General features: G+C 64.6%; 17 protein-coding genes and 1 pseudogene. 11 read left to right on the top strand and 7 right to left on the bottom strand.

Features of this window, described 5'->3' with window-relative positions; genetic code table 11:
* Window positions 1-32 precede the first annotated feature (32 nt).
* Window positions 33-980 carry a LysR substrate-binding domain-containing protein gene (locus tag E2583_RS00670; RefSeq protein ID WP_291592215.1) on the bottom strand — a complete coding sequence of 316 codons (948 nt, stop codon included), beginning with the start codon at window positions 978-980 and terminating at the stop codon, window positions 33-35.
* Window positions 981-1110: 130 nt separating this feature from the next.
* Between E2583_RS00670 and E2583_RS00665 the strand changes: the two genes are divergently transcribed.
* The 7 genes from E2583_RS00665 (at window position 1111) to tsaD (ending at window position 7668) form a co-directional block, all read left to right on the top strand.
* Window positions 1111-2160 (top strand): alcohol dehydrogenase catalytic domain-containing protein, encoded by a 1050-nt coding sequence (locus tag E2583_RS00665; protein WP_291592214.1) that lies wholly within the window; start codon window positions 1111-1113, stop codon window positions 2158-2160.
* Window positions 2157-2876, top strand: coding sequence for a hypothetical protein (locus E2583_RS00660; RefSeq protein ID WP_291592212.1), 720 nt, complete (start codon window positions 2157-2159; stop codon window positions 2874-2876). The genes E2583_RS00665 and E2583_RS00660 overlap by 4 nt, the downstream gene beginning before the upstream one ends.
* A gap of 50 nt (window positions 2877-2926) precedes the next feature.
* Entirely contained in the window at window positions 2927-3895 is a 969-nt protein-coding gene (locus E2583_RS00655) for a tripartite tricarboxylate transporter substrate binding protein (protein WP_291592322.1), read from the top strand.
* 135 nt (window positions 3896-4030) lie between these two features.
* Window positions 4031-5077: a porin gene (locus E2583_RS00650; protein WP_291592210.1), complete on the top strand. Its 1047-nt coding sequence runs from the start codon at window positions 4031-4033 to the stop codon at window positions 5075-5077.
* Between the two features lie 162 nt (window positions 5078-5239).
* Entirely contained in the window at window positions 5240-5932 is a 693-nt protein-coding gene (locus tag E2583_RS00645; protein WP_291592208.1) for a DUF937 domain-containing protein, read from the top strand.
* A 153-nt stretch (window positions 5933-6085) separates the two neighbouring features.
* Complete coding sequence (locus tag E2583_RS00640) at window positions 6086-6541, top strand: CBS domain-containing protein (protein ID WP_291592206.1); 456 nt, start codon at window positions 6086-6088, stop codon at window positions 6539-6541.
* Window positions 6542-6627: 86 nt separating this feature from the next.
* On the top strand, window positions 6628-7668 hold the full coding sequence (tsaD, locus tag E2583_RS00635; protein ID WP_291592204.1) for a tRNA (adenosine(37)-N6)-threonylcarbamoyltransferase complex transferase subunit TsaD: 1041 nt from the start codon (window positions 6628-6630) through the stop codon (window positions 7666-7668).
* Between the two features lie 55 nt (window positions 7669-7723).
* Here the strand turns inward: tsaD and wrbA are convergent, their stop codons facing one another.
* Window positions 7724-8326 (bottom strand): NAD(P)H:quinone oxidoreductase, encoded by a 603-nt coding sequence (gene wrbA / locus E2583_RS00630; RefSeq protein WP_291592202.1) that lies wholly within the window; start codon window positions 8324-8326, stop codon window positions 7724-7726.
* A 274-nt stretch (window positions 8327-8600) separates the two neighbouring features.
* Window positions 8601-8984 (bottom strand): Hsp20/alpha crystallin family protein, encoded by a 384-nt coding sequence (locus E2583_RS00625; protein ID WP_291592201.1) that lies wholly within the window; start codon window positions 8982-8984, stop codon window positions 8601-8603.
* 91 nt (window positions 8985-9075) lie between these two features.
* On the opposite strand from E2583_RS00625, the gene E2583_RS00620 reads away from it, so the two are divergent.
* Window positions 9076-10368: a branched-chain amino acid ABC transporter substrate-binding protein gene (locus E2583_RS00620; protein WP_291592199.1), complete on the top strand. Its 1293-nt coding sequence runs from the start codon at window positions 9076-9078 to the stop codon at window positions 10366-10368.
* Between the two features lie 440 nt (window positions 10369-10808).
* Here E2583_RS00620 and mltB read toward each other — a convergent pair whose 3' ends face one another.
* From mltB to E2583_RS00600, 4 genes are all read right to left on the bottom strand, one after another.
* The gene (mltB, locus tag E2583_RS00615; protein ID WP_291592198.1) at window positions 10809-11948 is read right to left on the bottom strand and encodes a lytic murein transglycosylase B; all 1140 of its coding nucleotides are present in this window, start codon (window positions 11946-11948) and stop codon (window positions 10809-10811) included.
* Between the two features lie 4 nt (window positions 11949-11952).
* The gene (locus E2583_RS00610) at window positions 11953-14064 is read right to left on the bottom strand and encodes a DUF3488 and transglutaminase-like domain-containing protein (protein WP_291592196.1); all 2112 of its coding nucleotides are present in this window, start codon (window positions 14062-14064) and stop codon (window positions 11953-11955) included.
* An 82-nt stretch (window positions 14065-14146) separates the two neighbouring features.
* The gene (locus E2583_RS00605; protein WP_291592194.1) at window positions 14147-15208 is read right to left on the bottom strand and encodes a DUF58 domain-containing protein; all 1062 of its coding nucleotides are present in this window, start codon (window positions 15206-15208) and stop codon (window positions 14147-14149) included.
* A gap of 31 nt (window positions 15209-15239) precedes the next feature.
* Window positions 15240-16163 (bottom strand): AAA family ATPase, encoded by a 924-nt coding sequence (locus E2583_RS00600; protein ID WP_291592192.1) that lies wholly within the window; start codon window positions 16161-16163, stop codon window positions 15240-15242.
* 36 nt (window positions 16164-16199) lie between these two features.
* Here E2583_RS00600 and E2583_RS00595 point away from each other — a divergent pair, with 36 nt between their 5' ends.
* The 3 genes and pseudogenes from E2583_RS00595 to E2583_RS00585 all read left to right on the top strand — a co-directional run.
* The gene (locus E2583_RS00595; RefSeq protein WP_291592190.1) at window positions 16200-17159 is read left to right on the top strand and encodes a histone deacetylase family protein; all 960 of its coding nucleotides are present in this window, start codon (window positions 16200-16202) and stop codon (window positions 17157-17159) included.
* A 21-nt stretch (window positions 17160-17180) separates the two neighbouring features.
* Entirely contained in the window at window positions 17181-17957 is a 777-nt protein-coding gene (locus tag E2583_RS00590) for an enoyl-CoA hydratase (RefSeq protein WP_291592188.1), read from the top strand.
* Window positions 17958-18325: 368 nt separating this feature from the next.
* Window positions 18326-18440: pseudogene (locus E2583_RS00585) on the top strand (electron transfer flavoprotein subunit beta/FixA family protein); the annotation flags it as partial.

Below are 18440 nucleotides of genomic sequence, written 5' to 3'. Positions count from 1 at the left end.
CCATGTGTTGTCAGACGATTTGGTTATATCAATCAAACCGGCTGTGATCGAGACTCCGTGGCTCCCTGTTGCGCCAGCTGCGCCGCGAGCTCCTGTAGCTGGGCCTTTGCCAGCTGGGCGACAAGGCCCAGCATGGGGTTGCTCTTCAGGGCTGGGTCAGAGGCCAGGACGGCGAGCCGGCTGACCTGGCGCGAAGCGCGCAGCGGCCGGAACACGATCTGCTCGCGATGAAACATCGCGAAGGACGCCGGCACGATGGCCACCCCCAGGCCGCATGCCACAAGCGCCAGCACATTCACCAGCTGACCGGCCTCGTGGCGTATCAACGGTGTGAAGCCGGCCTCGGCACACAGCGCGACCGTGCGGTCGAAGTAATCGGTGTCCTGGTAGCGGGTGAAGCCCACGAAGGGCTGATGCACGGCGGCTTGCAGATCCAGCATTCCGCTGCCACCGGCCAGAGCATGCGCGGCTGGAACCGCCAGGCAGTAGGGGTCGTCGATGCTGGCCAGCTCAAGCTCGTCGGCCTCCCCGTGGCCGGGGCGGGCAAAGCCGAGCTCCAGCTCGCCCTGGCGCAAGGCCCGCTGCTGCTGGGATGAAATCATTTCGCGGGCTTCGATCTGTACCTCCCAGCCGGCCGCTGCCACGGCCCGCAGCAGGCCGGGCAGCAGCGACTGCATGGCCGAAGGCACCAGCCCCAGACGCAGCACGGTCTGGCGGCTGCTTTCGCGATTGCGCGCGCGCAGCGGGGCCTGCTCGGCACGCGCCAGGATGGCGCGCGCATCCTCCAGTAGCGACTCGCCCGCAGCCGTCAGCTGCATGCCGCGCGGCAGGCGCTTGAAGAGCCGGACGCCGACTTCGTCCTCGAGCTGCTTGAGCTGCTGTGACAGCGGGGGCTGGGCGATGAACAGCTTGCGGGCCGCCCGGCTGACGTTGCCCTGCTCGGCCACTGCCACGAAGTAGCGCAGATGTCTCAGTTCCATGACCGGATTATCCATATCCTGTAGGTATGGTTTTTATATAAATTCAGTGTTGGACATATGGATCAAGCAAGGCAACACTGCCCATCCTGTTTGTTTTGAGATGCATGCCCACGCATGCATTGCGTGTCCCATGCAAGCTTTGCAAAAAACCGAGTCCGCCAAGGGACTGAAGCTCAACGAGGTCGATATGCCGTCGCCTGCTCCAGGCGAGGTGCTGCTGCGGGTGCATTCCACCGGTGTTTGCGGCACGGACCTGCATATCGATGCCTGGACGGCGAGCTATCACTTTCTGCAGGCCGCGCTGCCGGTGACCGTGGGCCACGAGTTCAGCGGCGAGATCGTGGCCAGAGGCGAGGGGGCCGAGCATCTGCCCCTGGGCCAGCTGGTGGCCGTACGGCCTTCGGTCACCTGCGGCAGATGTTCCAGTTGCAGTGCCGGCGACTTCGATGCCTGCACCACCCGCCGTGGCATCGGTGTCATGCGTCATGGCGGCTTTGCCGAATATGTCGCGGTACCCCTGCGCAATTGCGTGCCGATTCCACACGGCGTGGACCCTGAGGTTGCCGCATTGGCCGAGCCGCTGTCGGTGAGCTTCGAAGCCGTGCGCACGGGCAATGTCCAGCCCGGCAATCGCGTGCTGATCCTGGGGCCCGGCAATATCGGCCAAGGCATTGCGCTCTTTGCGCGTGCCGCAGGGGCGGCCCAGGTGGTGGTGGCCGGCCATGGCGATGCCGCGCGGCTGGAGGTCCTGCGCTCCATGGGGTTCGAGGATTTGCTGGACTTCGAGGGGCAGGACATCGACGAAGCCCTTGCCGCATACACGCAGGAAGCGCTCTTTGATGTGGTGATCGAGGCCACCGGGGCGGCGGCTGTGCTGGCACCGGCCCTGCGAGCGCTCAAGACCCATGGTGTGCTGGTGATTGCCGGCATTCACTCAGCCCCCGTGCCGCTGGATCTGACGGCCCTGGTGCGACGTCATCAGCAGCTGCGCGGCTCCTATCGCACGCCGGAGCGCTGCTGGCTGGAAGTCGTTGAATTCATGCAGACCCATCAGGATCAGCTGCGCCTCATGATCACCCACCGCGTGCCGCTAGCGCAGGCCGGGCAGGGGTTTGAGCTGGCGCGCGCACGGCTGGCGAGCAAGGTACTGATTCAACCCGGCGCGGGTTCTGTGTCATGAGCACCGCCTTCCTGGCCTTGTGGAACGACATCGACCGGCCCGAGGCTCGCGCAGAATACGAGGCTTGGCATGCGTTCGAGCATGTGCCCGAGCGCGTGGGCTTGCCGGGCTTTGTCTACGGCCATCGCTATGTCGGCGCCTGCGGATACTTCACGCTCTACGGTCTGGAGTCTCTGGCGGCCCTGGACTCGGCCGCGTACGCGGATGTGATCGCCCATCCCACGCCCTGGTCGGCACGCATGAGGCCGCGCCTGAGTGCCTTCATGCGCAGGCCCTGCCTATTGCAGGTCCAGGCTGGCGCATCCAGCGGTGCGGCGCTGACGACGCTCAAGGCCGTCACCAACGATGTACAGGCCTGGGCTGCCGATGCAGCCTGCCGGGCCGAGCAGGCGGTGCAGCAAGGACGTCTGCTGCGGGTCATGGCGGGTGTGGTGCCTGTGGAGCGTTCCTTGCACTACCCCGTGGGCGGCGAGCGCATTGCCGAGCAGGCCCAGGGGGAAGTCACGGTGGTCATGCTGGCCGAGCATCTGGACGGAACGGCATGCACCCAAGGCGCCCGATGGTGGGCCGACCAAATGCAGGCGCATCACCTCGAAACGCCTGCACAGCAGGCTTATGGCCTGCAAACCCGGGTGCACCGTTCGCAGCTGGCCCTGCCCGCCAGCGGACGCCTGCCACCGATGATGGAACTGATGGCCGGATACGCCGATTGTTGATCCGAGACTGAGACCGAGATTCTGGAGACATGAAGATGACAAGAAAATCGATGCCCGTGCGCCGGGCTGCCCTGCTGCTGTGCGCCGCTGCCTGCCTGCCCCTGGTGGCCCTGGCCCAGGGCAAGGCTGACTGGCCCACCCGCTCCATACGTCTGATCGTCGGCTATGCCAGCGGCTCTTCGCCCGATGTGCAGGCCCGATTGCTGGCCGAGCCCCTGTCCAAGGCCCTGGGCCAGCCTGTGGTGGTGGAGAACAAAGGAGGGGCCAGCGGCAATATCGGTGCTGACGCCGTCGCCAAAGCCGGCGACGGCCACACCATTGGCGTGATCGGCAACGGCCCGCTGACCAGCTCCAAGTTTCTCTACAGCAAGCTGCCCTACGATCCGGTCAAGGATCTCGCACCGCTGGCCATGATCGGTTCGGCCCCTCTGGTGCTGGTGGCTCCCAAGTCCATGGCCGCGAATGCAGGGGCCTACTTCAAGGCGCTCAAGACCGGGACCCAGGGCAACTATGGCTCGGTGGGCACGGGGTCCGGTGGCCATCTGGGCGTGGAGCTGATCAAGGAAGCCATGGGCCTGACTCTGCAGCATGTGCCCTATAACGGCGGACCGGCCGTGGTCAACGCCTTGATGGGCGATCAGGTGCAGATGGCCTTGCTGCCGGCCTCTACCGTCATGCCGCTGGTCCAGTCCGGCAAGCTGGCCGCCCTGGCCGTGAGTTCCAGCAAGCGCAGCCCATTGGCGCCCGGTGTGCCGGCCATGCCCGAGATTGGTGCCGGCAATGTGGACATCGAAGTCTGGAATGCAGTCATGGCACCGGCTTCCATGCCCGCCGAGCATCGCGCCAGGCTGGCCGCGGCCTTGGAAAAGATTCTTCATGCTCCCGATATCCGCAGCAAGCTGCTGGCCCAGGGCTGGCGCATCGACGACACCAGCGCCGCCTCGCTGGCCAGGCGCATCGACAACGATGCACGCATCTACGGCAGCCTGATCACGCAAAAGAACATCCGCCTCGAATGAGCGCGGCCGGCGCCATCTGAGGCGCCGGACTTCCACACGGCATCCCCGCAACTGCGGCGGATGCCGCTGTCAGCGGCGCGACAGCGGCAGGAATCTGCTGTGCGGCCCATCCATTAGTAAAAAAAGAGAGACTTCATGACATCCTTGCAATCGGGAGGCTTGGCTGTGGCCGCTGCCTTCATCTCCACCTGTTCGCTGGCTCAGGCTCAGACCGCTGCGCCCGCCACATCCCAGGTCACGCTGTACGGCGTGGTGGACATGGCCGCCGAGTCGGTGTCCACCGGCGCGGGCCGCACCCTGCGTGCAGAAAGCGGTGTCCTGGCGGGCTCGCGCTGGGGCGTTCGCGGAACCGAGGACCTGGGCGGCGGCCTGCGTGCGCTGTACGTGATGGAAGCCGGACTGAATGCCGATACCGGCGAGCGCGGTCAGGGCGGGCTCGCCTTTGGTCGACAGATCTTTGTCGGCATGGGCGGAGACTGGGGTCAACTGACGGTGGGCCGCCACTACACCACGTTTCATACCTCGCTGGCTTCCTATGCCCTGACGGGCCTGATCTGGGGCAATGCCGCCAACTATTTCCGTGACGGCACAGTGCTGCGCGCCGACAACTCGCTGCGCTTTCAGTCGGCTTCCATGGCAGGACTGGTGGTGCGGGGCATGTACTCGTTCGGGGAGAACGCCGGCACCAATGTGGGGCGCCAGTTCGGCGGCTCGCTGGACTACACGCGCGGTCCCTGGAGCCTGGGGGCCTCGCAGTGGGAGCGCCGCACCACGGCCCAGAACACCGACCGCTATCGCTTGCTGGGCGGCTCCTATGATTTCAAGCTGGCCAGGGCGGCCTTGCTGCTGTCCACCCGCGAAGACGATCTGCCCGATGCCGTCAGCAAGCGCGGGCGGTTCTTCGAAGCCAGCATGACGATTCCTGTCGGCGTGGCAGGGCAGGTGCTGCTGTCCTATGGCCAGTTCCAGGGGCGTGCGCGGGCCAACAGCGATGCCCGTGCCCTGAGCCTGCGCTACGACCACGCGCTGTCCAAGCGCACCAGGCTCTATGCGGGCCTCTCCACGATTCGCAACGAGGCGGATGCAGCCTTCACCATCAACAGCGCCAGCAATGCCGGGCCTTCGGTTGACAAGGGCAGCACGCCGCGCTCGCTGCTCGCCGGCATCTCGCATTCCTTCTGAGCGGGCCGGTCGTGGCGTGCGGCCGCTCGGGCCCGGAACCGGAGCTGCGGCCCTGGACCATGGTCGATAGCCGGGTAGGGGCTTGTGCAGCGGAGGAACATTGGTCACATTTCGGGACACGGAGCGCGCGTACCATGTGCGCTGTTTTTGAGGAGTGTTGACATGACCGCGAACGCATCTTTGACCGACGAACTCATGGGCCAGTTGCAGGGCGCTCCCATGCAGGGCCTGGCCCAGCAGCTGGGCATCGACTCCGTGCAGGCCGAGCAGGCCGTAGGCGTGGCGCTGCCCATGCTGTTTGGCGCACTGGGCCAGAACGCGGCCCAGCCCGAGGGCGCGGCCGATCTGCTCGGCGCTCTGCAGCGCGATCACAGCAGCGCCAACGGGGCTCTGGATATGGGCGGTCTGCTGGGCGGACTCGGTGGACTGCTGGGCGGCGGTACCGGTGCGGCCGGCGGCCTGGGCAGCATTCTGGGCTCGGTGCTGGGGGGCGGCTCCGGTGCCGGCAACTCCCAGCTGGATGCAGGCGCCATCCTGGGCAATATCTTCGGAGGCCAGCGCCAGCAGGCCGAATCCCAGCTCGGCCAGGCCACGGGCCTGGGTGGCAATGCGGGTCAGTTGCTGGCCCTGCTGGCTCCGCTGGTGATGTCTTTTCTGGCCAATCGCGTCCAGTCGCAGGGCATGGGGGCCGGCGACCTGGGAAGTGCCCTGGATCAGGAGCGCGGCCAGATCCAGTCGCAAGGCGGTGCGGCAGGAGGCATCCTCGGCAGCCTGCTCGATCAGAATGGTGACGGCAAGCTGGATGCCGGAGATCTGTTCAAGCTGGGCGCGGGACTGCTGGGCGGTCGACGCTGAGCCCGGATGGCGTGACAGTATCAAGGCAGCTCTGGCTGCCTTTTTTGTTTTTGTATACGGGCATAGCCTGATTGCCGCAATGCAGCAGGATTCTCACACTGGTCATGTCGTGATGCGTTTTGCATGACAGGCCGATCCAGAAAGGAGAACCAGATGACGACCGTCGCCGAAATTCTGCGCGCCAAGGGCAACAGCACTATCTACAGCGTTTCTCCCTCCGACACCATGCTGGCTGCACTGCAGCTCATGGCGGAAAAAAGCATTGGCGCGCTGCTGGTGCTCGAAGGTGGCGAGATCGCAGGCATCGTGACCGAGCGCGACTACGCGCGCAAGATCGCACTGCAGGGCCGAAGCTCGGCCAGCACGCGCGTGGACGAGGTCATGACGCGCAAGGTGCATTGCGTGCTGCCGCGTCAGACCAGCGAGGAGTGCATGTCGCTGATGACCAGCAATCGCATGCGCCATCTGCCCGTGATCAACGAGTCTCGCGAGCTGCAGGGGCTGATTTCCATCGGCGACATCGTCAAGGAAATCATCTCGTCCCAGCAGTTCACGATCCATCAGCTGGAACACTATATATCCGGTACACCCAATGTGAATCAACCATAAGTTGCTATGATTTGAGTAGCGAGGGCGGGCAGGGCTAATGTCCGCCTTTTCTGCATCTGCGAGGCGCTGGTTCTACACTTGCGGCCATGAGTTTGCTGATCCTGGGAATCGAATCCTCTTGCGATGAAACCGGTGTGGCCCTGGTGCGCACCCCGGACGGCCAAGGTGTGCCCGCCTTGCTGAGTCATGCGCTGCACAGCCAGATCGAAATGCACCGCGCCTATGGCGGCGTCGTACCCGAGCTTGCCAGCCGCGACCATATCCGCCGCGTGCTGCCGCTGACCGAGAAAGTGCTCGCCGAATCCGGGGAGACGCTCGACAAGGTCGATGTGATTGCCTTCACACGCGGCCCAGGCCTTGCCGGGGCATTGCTGGTCGGCTCCGGTGCGGCTTGTGCCATGGCGGCCGCGCTGGACAAGCCCGTGCTGGGCGTGCACCACCTCGAAGGCCATCTGCTCTCGCCCTTTCTCAGTGCCGACCCGCCGGAGTTCCCGTTCGTGGCCTTGCTGGTCTCGGGTGGCCACACCCAGCTCATGCGTGTGGACGGCGTGGGCGAATATGAAATCCTCGGTGAAACCATCGACGATGCGGCGGGCGAGGCTTTCGACAAATCGGCCAAGCTCATGGGCTTGCCCTATCCGGGTGGCCCCGTGCTCTCGAAGCTGGCGGAGGGCGGCGATCCTCAGGCCTTCAAGCTGCCTCGCCCCTTGCTGCATTCGGGTGACCTGGACTTTTCGTTTGCCGGCCTCAAGACGGCTGTGCTGACCCAGGCCAAGAAGCTGGGGGACGAGCTCGAAGCGCGCAAGGCCGATCTGGCAGCCAGCACGCAGGCCGCGATTGTGGATGTGCTGGTCAGGAAAACCATGGCGGCACTCAAGCAGACCGGCATGAAGCGGGTGGTGGTGGCGGGAGGTGTGGGCGCCAACAGGCTGTTGCGCCAGCAGCTCAATGAAGCCTGTGCCAAGCACAAGATCCGCGTGCATTACCCCGAGCTGCATTTATGCACCGACAACGGCGCCATGATTGCCATGGCTGCCGCCATGCGCATACAGGCGGGACGCGAGCAGGCACTGCATGAATATGCGTTTGATGTGAAGCCGCGCTGGCCGCTGGATTCGCTCAGGTGATTCCGTACCGCAAAAAAGCAGCCCAGGTGGCTGCTTTTTTCATGGCTGCCTGCGCTTATCCTGCAAGCTTTACGGCCAGTTTCGCGACATTCTGGCCCTGGTAGCGGGCAATGCTCAGCTCGTCGGGATGAGGCTGGCGCGAACCATCGGCGCCCGCAATCGTCGAGGCTCCATAGGGCGAATTGCCGCCCTTGACTGCGCTCAGGCTGGTCTGCTCGGGCAGGGGATAGCCCAGCGGCACGATGAGCATGCCGTGATGGGCCAGTGTCGCCCAGGTGCTGGTCACCGTCATTTCCTGGCCGCCTCCGGTGCCGGTCGAGGTGAAGACACTGCCGATCTTGTTGATCAGGGCCCCCTTGACCCAGAGACCGCCGGTCTGGTCGAGAAAGCTGCGCATCTGGCCCGGCATATTGCCAAAGCGCGTGGGCACGCCAAACAGGATGGCATCGTAGTCGGCCAGCTCGGCTGGGGTGGCGACCTCGGCGGCCTGATTGGCCTTGCCGCCTGCGTTCTTGAAGACATCTTCGGGCATGGTTTCGGGCACGCGCTTGATGGTGACCTCGGCACCGCTGACGCTGCGGGCGCCTTCGGCCACGGCCTGCGCCATGGTTTCGATATGTCCGTACATGGAGTAGTAGAGAACCAGCACTTTGGCCATGGGGGAATTCCTCAAACGGGTTGGAAGGCGGTGCGGCATTGGCGCACCCGGCTGAAACCACAGTGTAGGAATTGAAGATGGCTGCACGACACGCTCCGGCAGTCTGTGCCTGTAGGTCAAGACGCCGAATCAGTCCGGTTTCCGGCAACTGCCAGTTAATTGAGCGGAAAAAAGCCCGCAGTGCATCGGCATTGCGGGCTTGTGCTTTCCGGTCGGCCCCGCTAAGAGGAGATGGAAGAAAGGATGAGGCAGACCGGTAGGCGAAAAGCAGCGCTTATTCGATGCTCAGCGTAACGGCCTTGCTCTGGGGCTCGAGCTTGGCCAGGCTTAGCGTGAGCACTCCATGCTCGAGTTTGGCCTTGCTGTTGGCTGCGTCGATTTCATGGCCCAGATCCCAGCGGTATCTGACCTGGCGGGCCGCGCCTTCCACGCTTTCGAGCTTGACGACAGTTCCATCCAGCGAGAGCTGGAGCTGTTCCCGAGCCAGCCCGGGTACATCCAGGGTCAGGGTGGTGGATTGGTCATCCCGGCTGACCTGAACCTGGCGCTGTGCGGGGCTTGCGGCGCCCAGGGCATCCTGCAGAAAACGTTGCAGGGCCAGGTCGGCGGCGCGAGGGGATACAAAGGTATTGCGGCTCATCACAGGGGCGAAGAACATGGTGGTTAACTCCTTTAAACTGCGCGGCTTGCGTTGTTGCCGCTTGGTTCATAGGTAGGTGGTGGCAAGCGCATTTCAAGAGATTTTTTTGATGAATAAATTGCGCCGTGATGCCTTGAAATACCTGCAGTTGCCACTACTATGCGTGCCGTTCGGTCTTGCCGGCGCTGCGGCGGCGGCTGCCAGGTCCGGGCTTGCGCAGCCCATCAGGCTGGCGTTGGTGGAGAGCCTTTCCGGCCCGTTTGCGAACACGGGCGAGGCCGTGTTCCGCAACCTGCTCTGGGCGACGGAGCGTGTGAACGCGCGCGGCGGCGTGCGCCTGGCCGACGGTGCGCATCAGCTGATGATCGAGCGCTATGACAGCAAAGGCCAGAACGAAGAGGCGCTGTCGGCGTTGCGCGCAGCCATTGACAATGGCGCACGCATCATCATGCAGGGCAATTCGTCGGCCACCGCGGCGGCGCTTCTCGATGCCATCGACAAGCACAACAGCCGCGACCCCTCGCGTCGGGTGCTATACCTCAACTATTCGGCCGTGGACCCGGCATTGACCAACGAGCGCTGCAGCTTCTGGCATTTCCGTTTTGACGCCCATGCCGATATGCGCATGGCTGCGCTGATGGAGGTCATCAAGGACGACAAGGCCGTGCACAGTGCCTATCTGATCGGGCAGGACTACAGCTTTGGCCAGGCCGTGCTGCGTGAAGCAAGGCGTCAGCTTGGCGTGCAACGGCCCGATGTGCGCATCGTAGGCGACGAGCTGCACCCCGTGGGCCGCGTCAAGGACTTCGCGCCCTATGCGGTCAAGATCCAGCAAAGCGGTGCCCAGGCCGTGATCACGGGCAACTGGGGCAATGATCTGATGCTGCTGGTCAAGGCCGCGCGCGAGGCTGGCTACGAAGGGCGCTTCTATACCTTCTACGGCAATGCCCTGGGCGCACCGGCGGCCCTGGGCGACGCTGGCGTGGGCAAGGTGCTGGCCGTGGCCGACTGGCTGCCCAATGTGCCCACGGCCGACAGCCGCGCCTTCTACCAGTCCTTCCGCCAGCGCTTTCCCAGGCCCGAGGACGACTATGTGCACATGCGCATGCAGCTCATGATCGAGGCGCTGGCGCAAAGCCTGGAGAAGGCCGGCAGCACGGACACCACGGCCGTGGCCCGTGCCCTGGAGCATGCCAGGGTGCAGATGGCGGGCCGCTCGGGCAGCATGCGTGCGCAAGACCACCAGTTTCAGCAGTCGCTGGTGGTGGGCATGATGGAGAAAAAAGGCAGCGCCGGCGTGGACTTCGATGTGGAAGGCTCGGGCTATGGCTTCAGGGTCGTGCGCGAGATTGCGGCAGCCAGGGCCGAGTTGCCCTGCCAGTGCCAGATGAAGCGCTTCTGACCGCTGCCATCCTGCTGAATCCATCGCTGGCGGCGCTTGTCTGACCCGCAGCGCGGCCTGGACATCGATGCTCCCTGAGCGGCGGCATCGCCAATATCCATCTCAAAGCCTATTACACCCTGGTCGCAGGCAGCAGGGTTTCCCGTGTGACGGCCGGTCCGTTCAACGGTACGCTCGCCTACATGATCAGCTACCACTAGACGGACGGCGCGCGGGAGCCGGCCAGCCCGGCGTCGTCGATCCCGTGAGCCTTGCGGGCCTCCGCCGCTGCGCAGCCCCGGACTGTCTGGCCGGATTGCCACGGCTTCCCAAGCCGGTCATGCCAGCTGCGCCGTCTCCCAACAGCCGCCATGACACTGATTGCCGCGGGTGCCTCGCCCCATCAGTGTCACGGTCGGCGATGACTGCAAGGCGAGTGGCAGGGCCACGTCGCACGAGACCTAGTTCTTGCTGGCGGAGGCCATCTGGCTGGCCAGATAGGCTTCATGCACCTCGCGTCCCAGCTCGATCACCGATAGCGCATAGAACGCCGACCAGTTGTAGCGCGTGATGGCGTAGAAGTTCTCGGTGCCCGCGATGTACTCCGTGGGGCCGGAACTGCCGTTCTTGAGCTCTATCAGGGCCAGCGGGCGCTCGTAGTTCTCGGCGCCCAGTACTCGGACTCCGCGTTCGGCCATCTGCGCGGCCGTGAATGTGGGGTTGATATCGGGTGCGAGCAGGGTGGCGAGATTCTCGTCCTGGGCGCGCATGTCCACGGTGAAAGCCGTGGGCAGTCCGGGCTTCCAGCCGTGGCCGACGAAGTAGTTGGCCACCGAGCCGATCGCATCGGCGGCGCTGTTGAACAGGTCGATGCGACCGTCGCCGTCAAAGTCGACCGCGTACCTGTCCCAGCTGGTGGGCATGAACTGGCCCAGACCCATGGCACCCGCATAGCTGCCGCGCAGCGCAAACGGGTCGCTGCCCGTGCGTCGGGCCGTGACCAGCACCTGCTCGAGTTCGCCACGGAAGTAGTCGGTGCGGGCCTGTGCCCGGGGATGGGCTGGCGGAAAATCCAGGGCCAGCGTTGCCAGGGCATCCATCACGCGAAAGTTGCCCATGTTGCGGCCGTAGATGGTTTCCACGCCGATGATGCCGACGATGATCTCTGCGGGCACGCCGAACTGCTGTTCGGCACGCGCGAGCGCCTGGCCGTTGGCCTGCCAGAACTGCACGCCGGCGCGGATGCGCACAGGGTCGATGAAGCGGCTGCGGTACACCGTCCAGTTCTTCACAAAGGTCTTGCCCGCCGGTGTCATCAGCCGGGTGACCACGGGCAGGTTGCGCGCTTCGCTCAGCTGCGCACGCACCCAGTCGGCGGGCAGATCGCGCCGGGCGGCGATCTCGTCGGCCAGTTGCATGGCGTCGCCCCGACCGGCATAGGCCAGGGCTGTAGCGGCTGCAGCCGTGGCGGCGACGGGGGCCGCCTTGCGCACGGCTTTGTGGGCCGGTGCGGCGACGGCGCCCGCGGTCAGCAGGCAAAGGACCAGAGCGCCCAGTGTGTCAGCCTTGAAGCGTTTTTTGCTATTGAATTTGGTGCTCATGTTTTTATTCGTTGAGGGTATGGGGCCAACGCTGCCTGCGCAGTGACTGCCAGCGCTGGCGCAAGGTCTTGAGTTCGGAGGCTTCGTTGCCCTGCGATGGCGCATAGCGTAGCCTTTCCATGTCCAGCAGCCAGTCGGATAAGGCCGCAGCCAGGGGCGCGAACGCTGATTCCTTGGTCCAGCGCTCCTGGACCCGGTGCGAAAGGCTGCGCGCCGAGTCGCTGGCGCCGCTTGCCATGCCGGCACGCTGCAGCCGCAGCTTTGCATCGTGCATGAGCTGGCTCCAGCCATCGCGATGCGGTCGTGTGGCGCGGGTCCAGACCAGCCACAGCAGCGCCAGGGCGCTCAGGCTGACCGCCAGCAGGCGCAGCAGATCCGTCCAGTCCGGCGATTCGAAGCCCAGACTCTGCAGCAGATTGAGCTGGCGGCTTTGCGTGTAGTTGATCACCCATTGGTTCCAGCGGTTGTTGACAGCTTCCCAGGCGGCACGCAGCTTTTCCAGCGTGCCGGTATCGACGAAGTTGCCAACGGCGCTGGCAAATGCACCGGGGGGGGCGCTCAGGCGCTGGAACTGGCCGACCCGGCTGGGAGCAACGGCGCCTGTGGGGTCCACACGGACCCAACCCTGGCCGGCGATCCAGACCTCGGTCCAGGCGTGGGCATCGCTGTTGCGCACGGTCCAGTAATTGTCCACGCTGTTGCGGTCGCCGCCCTGGTAGCCAGTCACGATGCGCGCGGGCACTCCCATGCCGCGCATGAGCACGGCAAAGGCCGAGGCGATGTGCTCGCAGAAGCCTTGCCGGCTGTCAAACCAGAAGTCGTCGGCCGTGTGGACACTGTCCACCACGCCGGGCTCCAGTGTGTAGGTGTAGCCACCGGTTTTCAGGTGCTGCAGGGCGGCGGCGATCAGCCTGTCCGTATCCGCATCGGCGCCCCGCTGGGCGCGCAGCTCAGCCCGCAGCTGCTCGCCCAGGGCCTGGGTGCGCGGGTTGCTGCCAGGCGGCAGTTGCAGATAGCGTCTGAGCTCGGGCGTGAGTTGCAGTGGTCCATGGCTGAAGTCGAGGTGGCTTTGGGCATCGACACGCAGCACATCGGTGATGGGGCGCCAGCTTTGCCACTGGAGGCTGGAGCTCATGCGCAGCCGGCCCACCGAGGCACCAGGCGGAATCTGAGGCTCGGTCTTGACGGCGTCCAGCAGCGTCAGCCAGCGGCGCTTGCTGGGCTCGATCAGCATCTGATAGCGGATGGGTTCGCCGCTCACGCGCAGCTGAGGCATGGTCATGGCGTCGGACACAGGATCGGCTTGCCAGTTGCGGCCATCGAACAGGCTCAGAACCGGGCCGCGAAAATAGAGGGTATTGGCGGGTGGCTCCTGCCCCCCCGGGGTGTCGAAGCGGATACGCAGTGCGACGCTGGCGTCCAGTGCCAAAGCAGCGACCTCGCCCACACGCATGTTTTCGGACAGGCCCGAGCGGCTGGCCAAGTCCTCGGACGGTACGCCCCATATCGGTGCCATGCGCGGAAAGAACAGAAACAGCACCACCATCATGGGGGCACCCCAGAGTGCAAGCCGGCTCGCGGTGCGCAGCGCCTGCATCAATGGCGGTTTGCCCGCCGTCATATGGGCGTTGACCAGTGCCGTGAGCAGGCCCATCAGTCCCAGTACCATGGCCACGGCGATGGGCAGGGACTGGGAATAGAAAAAATTGCTGAGCAACACGAAGAAGCCCAGAAAGAACACCACCATGGCATCTCGCCGGGCGCGCAGCTCCAGCGTCTTGAGCGCCAGCAGCATGACGATCAGGGTCACGCCGGCATCACGGCCCACAAGGGTCTTGTGCGTGGCCCAGGTGGCGGCGATCGCAATCGTCAGTGCGCCTGCCAGCACCCAGCGGCCGGGCAGTGGGGCCCCCGACAATGCCAGACGCGCGCGCCAGAGCAGCAGGGCTGCAGCAAAGGTGCAGGTCCACCAGGCCGTGTGCTGGACTTGCGGAAGCATGATCCAGGCAATGACGGCGAGCACAAACAGCGTGTCGCGCGCATCGCGCGGCAGGGCCGTTAGGCGCTGTCGCCAACTGCCGTGTGCATGCCGGGCGGGTGGGGCGGTGCTCTTCATTGTCGTGCTTCCCCGGGATGAACAACGATGTTGCACACGCGGGGCAACCACTGCCTGCGGAGTGAGGAGGGGCTGTGTTTTTTCATGGGCAGGCAGCCAATGCCTCGAGGCAGCGCGTGGTGTGCTGTGCACCGCTGGATGGTGCGATCTCCTGACCGCCGGGCAGCCGCAGTCCCCAGGTGCGGCCCTGCTGCTGAGCCATCAGCACCCAGGCGGCAAGGCGTGACAGCCGCGCCTCGTGGTCGGCCAGACCGGTATGGCGTACATCGAGCCAGAGCCGGTGATGGTGGGCCATCGGCCGGTCGCGGCTGACCATCTGGTGGCCGCCGGCTGCAAAGGACTTTGCCGCTTTCTTCCACACCACCAGCTTGAGAGGGTCGCCATTCCGATAGCCGCGCACGCCGTCGAACTCGTCACCGCTGCGCACCTGGGCACTGCTGCGGTCGCCGGCTTCCGGGCTGGCGGCTGGCAGCGGCGGGGGATGGGTTTCAGGGGCGGGGTAGACCCAGACCAGGGCTTGGGGCCGCCACAGAGCCCAGACGCGGAACGCACCCAGCGGGTAGCGCGTGAGTATGGAGACGGCGGGCAGCTCCTGACGGCCGCGGCGCTGGGGCATGAAGCTCAGCTGAACGGTCGTGCTGCCCTGCGCGGGTATGTCTACCCAGGTCCAGGCATCGGAGTGATCGCTATTTTGCCGACGCTGGTGCATGGCGAGCCCTACGCCCCAGCGGCGCGAACGTCGGGCATTGTGCAGGCTGATCTGCAGGGGGCAGGGCGCATGGGCAAAGCAGCCGCCCGGTGCGTTGCCATGGGCACCCGCGCCGCTGAGGGCCAGTTGCAGGCCGCGCAGATTGCCATGGCCCACGACCATGCTGGAAGCCGCGCTGCCCGCCAGCAGAAACGTGAGCAGATAGCCCAGGTTGAGCTGGTAGTTGATGGCTGCGATCAAGAGCACGATCAGCGTGGCCAGCAAGGCCCAGCCGGCGCGTGAGGGCAGGATGTAGACATTGCCCTGGGTCAGCGTGAGCTGGTCGCTGCGCGGCAGGCGTGCAAACATCCAGTCCCGCACCCTGGTGCGGGGAGAGATCCTCTGGAAGAGATTGGATGCCTTTGGCCGTTCGCCCTCTGATGCAGGGTGCTTCATGCTGGGAAATTCATGGAGAAGTCCATCGGCATCAAGACAGCGCAACGGCTTGCATCATCGCGCGCACCTGCTCCACGGCCCCACGGCCGGCATGGCCGACGGGAACCAGGCGGTGGGCAATCACCTGGGGAAGTATGGCCTGTACATCGTCGGGTGCCACGTAGTCGCGGCCCTCCATCAGCGCGATGGTCTTGGCCGCACGCAGCAGCGCGATGCCTGCGCGTGGCGACAGGCCCTGGGCAAACCACTGGCCGTTGCGTGTGGCGGCAATCAGATCCTGTACATAGTTGAGCAGGGCGTCGCTGGCATGTACGGCCAGTGCTGCGGCCTGCAACTGCTGCAATTCCTGCTGCGAGATGACGGGCAGCAGTGCATCGGCGGCGGCGCGGCGGCCATTGCCCGAGAGCAGCTTGCGCTCGGCATCGCGCGAAGGATAGCCGAGGCTGATGCGCATGAGGAATCGGTCCAGCTGGCTTTCGGGCAGCGCAAAAGTGCCCAGCTGCTCCAGCGGGTTCTGGGTGGCAATCACAAAGAACGGGGCGGGCAGGCTGTGGGTCTTGCCCTCGGTCGTGACCTGGCGCTCCTCCATGGCTTCCAGCAACGCACTCTGGGTCTTGGGGCTGGCCCGGTTGATTTCATCGGCCAGCAACACCTGGGCGAATACCGGCCCGGGATGGAACACAAATGCTTCCTGTCCGCGGTCGTAGATGGAGACGCCCGTGAGGTCGCTGGGCATGAGGTCGGCCGTGAACTGCACACGCGAGAACTGGAGGCCGAAACTGCGCGCCAGCGCATGGGCCAGGGTGGTCTTGCCGACACCCGGAACGTCTTCGATCAGCAGGTGACCGCCTGCCAGCAGACAGGCGACACCGTCTCTGACCTGAGCCGGCTTGCCCTCCATCACCGTGTTAAGCTGACTCAAAAGCGCATTAATAATTGTGTTCTGTGCATGCATGGCAGGAACATATCCTAAATAAGCGATAGCGGAGACATGACTGTGGGCAAGACAGGTTATTTCACCCACCGGGATTGCTGGTTGCACGAGATGGGGCCGGGTCACCCTGAATGCCCGGCGCGGCTGGACGCGATAGAAGACCGACTGCTGGTCAGCGGCGTGGGCGATGCGCTGGAGCGCTGCGATGTGCCGCTGGCCTCGTTGGCCGAGATTGAGCTGGCGCATGATCCCATGCAGATTGCCGCCCTGCAGGGTCTGACAGACAGACTGGAGCAGGAGCTGGCCGCCGGCGGCCCGGAGTACAGGCAGCTCGACACCGATACTTCCATCAACCGCCACACTTTCAAGGCTGCCCTGCGAGCTGCCGGGGCCACGCTTGCGGCGACCGATGCCGTGCTGGCCGGCGAGCTGGAAAACGCCTTTTGCAGCGTGCGCCCGCCCGGACACCATGCCACGCGCAACCAGGCCATGGGCTTTTGCTTTTTCAACAACGTGGCAGTGGGCGTCAAATATGCGCTGGAGCGTCACCATCTCAAGCGCGTGGCCGTGATCGACTTCGATGTGCATCATGGCAATGGCACGGAAGACATCCTGGCCGGGGACCCCCGCGTGTTGATGTGCGGCATCTTCCAGCACCCGTTCTATCCGTTCAGCGGCGACAAGGACCCCGCCCCGAACATGCTGAACGTGCCGGTGGCCGCGTACACCAAGGGCATGGACATTCGCGAGATCATCGAGATGATGTGGATTCCGCGCCTCGAAGCCTTCAAGCCCGAGATGATCTTCATCAGCGCCGGTTTCGATGCGCATCGCGAAGATGATATGGGTCAGCTCGGCATGACGGAAAACGACTTTGCCTGGATCACGGCGCGCATCAAGGATATCGCGCGGCGTTTTTCCAAGGGGCGCATTGTTTCCTGCCTTGAGGGCGGTTATGTGATGGACCCGCTGGCACGCAGCGTGGAGGCGCATGTGCGCGTATTGGCCGATATCTAGTCCGAAAGCAGGGAGACAGCGATGAGCGATTCCTTGGTGCAGCTGAGTCAGGACGCGCGCGGAGTGGCGCGCATCACGCTTTGCGACGCGCAGCGCTTCAACGCCTTGAGCAGCGAGATGCTCGCGGCCCTGCAGTCGGCGCTGGACGCCGTGGGCAGGGACGAGCAGGCGCGTGTGGTGGTGCTGGCCGCCGAAGGGCGGGCTTTTTGCGCAGGACACAACCTCAAGGATATGGCCACGCACACGGAGCTGGACTACTACCGGCAGCTGTTTGCCCAGTGCAGCCGCATGATGCTGTCCATCCAGAAGCTGCCGGTGCCCGTCATCGCACGAGTCCAGGGGATCGCGACGGCTGCCGGTTGTCAGCTGGTGGCGCAATGCGACCTGGCCGTGGCCAGCAGCGAGGCTCGCTTCGCCACCAGCGGTATCCAGTACGGCTTGTTTTGCGCCACGCCCAGTGTGCCCCTGGTGCGCAACATGCCCCTCAAACAGTCGATGCAGATGCTGCTGACGGGAGAGATCATCGACGCCGAGACGGCACTGCACTACGGTCTGCTCAACCGTGTGGCCGAGCCCGAACGGCTCGATGCCGCCGTGGAGGAGCTGGTGGCGGCCATCGTGAGCAAGCCTCGCATGGCCATCAGGATGGGCAAGGAGCTGGTCTATCGCCAGCGGGAGATGGGGCTGGAGTCGGCCTATGAGCTGGCCGGTCAGACCATGGCCATCAACATGCTGGATGCCGATGCCCAGGAAGGTGCCCAGGCTTTTGCTCAGAAGCGCAAGCCGGGCTGGTCCTGACCCCTCCCGTGGCTGGCTGAACTGCGCGCAAGGGGGCTGTGCGGGTCTTGCGCCTCAGGCCCGTCCATTTGAACGACGAGGCGGCTTTCAGGCGGTGCTACCGTGAGACCTGTCTGAATGCAGGCATGGCGCTCAAGGGCTCAATTCCTAGGTTTTACCCTGATCGGGCTCTTCCGACATCCATCACTTCGCATGTCTTGTGCATAAAATAGAACGGTCGTTCGTTTTGTGCCTGTCCGCTTGTGAAGGCTGCTGCAGGGTTCTCCGGCAGATTGTCTGGAAAATTGTGCAGAGAGTGTTGCGGTGCCGCATAAAATGAATCCAGTTTACGTAAACGTCAATGCAGTAATCATTAAGGAGCCGCAGCAATGAAGGTATTGGTCCCTGTCAAGCGTGTCGTGGACTACAACGTCAAGGTCCGCGTGAAGTCGGACGGCACGGGTGTGGACATCGCCAACGTCAAGATGAGCATGAACCCCTTTG

Origin of the sequence: Comamonas sp. (assembly GCF_009360615.1) — a bacterium.
GTDB lineage: Bacteria > Pseudomonadota > Gammaproteobacteria > Burkholderiales > Burkholderiaceae_C > Comamonas.
The sequence above is the reverse complement of the archived record's forward strand: the minus strand, read 5'-3'. Positions and strand labels throughout refer to the sequence as shown.

What these genes read in the sequence shown, in the direction of transcription:
- E2583_RS00625 (WP_291592201.1), bottom strand. Translation starts at nt 8,984, where the DNA reads ATGTTCTTCGCCCCTGTGATGAGCCGCAATACCTTTGTATCCCCTCGC.
- E2583_RS00595 (WP_291592190.1), top strand. Translation starts at nt 16,200, where the DNA reads ATGACTGTGGGCAAGACAGGTTATTTCACCCACCGGGATTGCTGGTTG.
- E2583_RS00670 (WP_291592215.1), bottom strand. Translation starts at nt 980, where the DNA reads ATGGAACTGAGACATCTGCGCTACTTCGTGGCAGTGGCCGAGCAGGGC.
- tsaD (WP_291592204.1), top strand. Translation starts at nt 6,628, where the DNA reads ATGAGTTTGCTGATCCTGGGAATCGAATCCTCTTGCGATGAAACCGGT.
- wrbA (WP_291592202.1), bottom strand. Translation starts at nt 8,326, where the DNA reads ATGGCCAAAGTGCTGGTTCTCTACTACTCCATGTACGGACATATCGAA.
- E2583_RS00655 (WP_291592322.1), top strand. Translation starts at nt 2,927, where the DNA reads ATGCCCGTGCGCCGGGCTGCCCTGCTGCTGTGCGCCGCTGCCTGCCTG.
- E2583_RS00660 (WP_291592212.1), top strand. Translation starts at nt 2,157, where the DNA reads ATGAGCACCGCCTTCCTGGCCTTGTGGAACGACATCGACCGGCCCGAG.
- E2583_RS00620 (WP_291592199.1), top strand. Translation starts at nt 9,076, where the DNA reads ATGAATAAATTGCGCCGTGATGCCTTGAAATACCTGCAGTTGCCACTA.
- E2583_RS00665 (WP_291592214.1), top strand. Translation starts at nt 1,111, where the DNA reads ATGCAAGCTTTGCAAAAAACCGAGTCCGCCAAGGGACTGAAGCTCAAC.
- E2583_RS00590 (WP_291592188.1), top strand. Translation starts at nt 17,181, where the DNA reads ATGAGCGATTCCTTGGTGCAGCTGAGTCAGGACGCGCGCGGAGTGGCG.
- E2583_RS00640 (WP_291592206.1), top strand. Translation starts at nt 6,086, where the DNA reads ATGACGACCGTCGCCGAAATTCTGCGCGCCAAGGGCAACAGCACTATC.
- E2583_RS00650 (WP_291592210.1), top strand. Translation starts at nt 4,031, where the DNA reads ATGACATCCTTGCAATCGGGAGGCTTGGCTGTGGCCGCTGCCTTCATC.
- E2583_RS00605 (WP_291592194.1), bottom strand. Translation starts at nt 15,208, where the DNA reads ATGAAGCACCCTGCATCAGAGGGCGAACGGCCAAAGGCATCCAATCTC.
- mltB (WP_291592198.1), bottom strand. Translation starts at nt 11,948, where the DNA reads ATGAGCACCAAATTCAATAGCAAAAAACGCTTCAAGGCTGACACACTG.
- E2583_RS00610 (WP_291592196.1), bottom strand. Translation starts at nt 14,064, where the DNA reads ATGAAGAGCACCGCCCCACCCGCCCGGCATGCACACGGCAGTTGGCGA.
- E2583_RS00600 (WP_291592192.1), bottom strand. Translation starts at nt 16,163, where the DNA reads ATGCATGCACAGAACACAATTATTAATGCGCTTTTGAGTCAGCTTAAC.
- E2583_RS00645 (WP_291592208.1), top strand. Translation starts at nt 5,240, where the DNA reads ATGACCGCGAACGCATCTTTGACCGACGAACTCATGGGCCAGTTGCAG.